1 protein-coding gene is annotated in these 1,300 nt (G+C 69.4%); it reads left to right on the top strand.

Annotation, left to right across the window (positions count from 1 at the left end; all coding sequences use genetic code 11):
- Positions 1-399: 399 nt before the first annotated feature.
- On the top strand, positions 400-1,300 hold a 901-nt coding region (locus GM672_RS27630), incomplete at its 3' end, for a DNA-binding protein (RefSeq protein WP_155473687.1).

Genomic DNA, 1,300 nt, shown 5'->3' with positions numbered 1-1,300 from the left:
GGGCAGGCGCCAGCGCCGGCAGATGACGGCGGCGCGGTAGCCATGACGCCGGACCAGGCCGGAAACGTCGTCACGGCGGCGGCGCCCCGTGCGCCAGGGCGCGCCGTCCGGCGCGGCCGGCCACGGCGCCATTTCCAGGGAAGCGTTTGGGAAGGAATCAGGCTGCTGCATCACACCCCCAAGGTCGACAATGCGCCCGCCGCGCGCCCGCGCGAGCAGTGAAATAGGGCGCTTCAATGACCACGCATGCATGCTACGCCGCCGCGATGCCGAAGATAGCGGGCAAATGCTTCAAAAGTGTCATCGCTTTGTAAGTCAGCCGAGCCGGAGCGTTACGGGCATCGCATTGTGTCTACAACAGCTTACGTTGTACTATCGGGCGATCATAAGGATGAGCCCATGGAACCGAACCTGGCAACCGCCGAAACCCAGCTGCTGGCCGATATCGAGGCGTTGCGGCCCCGCTTTCCCAACACGCAAGACCTGTACCGCGAAGTGTGCGCGCTGATGTTCTTTCGCTACGGCCTGACGCCGACGGCGAACCGGCTGTACCAGCTGGTGCGCAAGGGCAGCATGTCGGCGCCGGCCGAGGCGCTGAACCGCTTCTGGGGGCAGTTGCGGGAGAAAAGCCGTGTCGTCATCGGTCATCCGGACCTGCCGGACGAGCTGAAGAAGACAGCCGGCGAGCTGGTGGCGTCGCTATGGCAGTCGGCCCAGCAGGCCGCCGGCGATTCGCTGGCCGCGTTGCGCGAGGAAGCGGGGCGGGAGGCGGCCGAGGCCCGACAGGCGGAAGACGCGATGCGGCAGGAGCGCGACCTGCTGGCGGCGACCTTGGCCGACGCCCAGGCGCAGGCGCGGGAACGGGCGTCCCATGACGCCGCCGCCATTGCCGAGCTGCGCCGGCAGCTGGCGGAACTGGGGGCCCTGCATGTGAACCAGACGGCCCGGCTGGACGAGGCGCGCAAGGAAATCAATGCCCAGCATGCGTGGCTGAACAGCGTGCAGCGCGACCACCAGGCCGAACTGGACCGGCTGCGCGACCAGGCCCGACTCGATGTCGACAAGGCCGACGCAGCGCGCCGGCTGGCCCTGCAGGAAGTCGACCGCGAACGGCTCGCCGTCAAACGGGTTCAGCAGGCCTTCGACACGGAGCGGGCCAACGGGTCGGCGGCCGCCGAGCGTCACCGCGCCGAGCTGCGCGACGCGCTGGAAACCGTGTCGGCGCTGCGCCAGCAGGTGGGTGCCCTGGAAAGCACGGTGGCCAGCGCGACGGCGGCGCGCGACGAAGCCCGGCGCCAGC

The sequence above is a fragment of the Pseudoduganella buxea genome, assembly GCF_009720835.1.
GTDB lineage: Bacteria > Pseudomonadota > Gammaproteobacteria > Burkholderiales > Burkholderiaceae_D > Rugamonas > Rugamonas buxea.
This window is presented reverse-complemented; position numbering and strand designations above follow the sequence as displayed.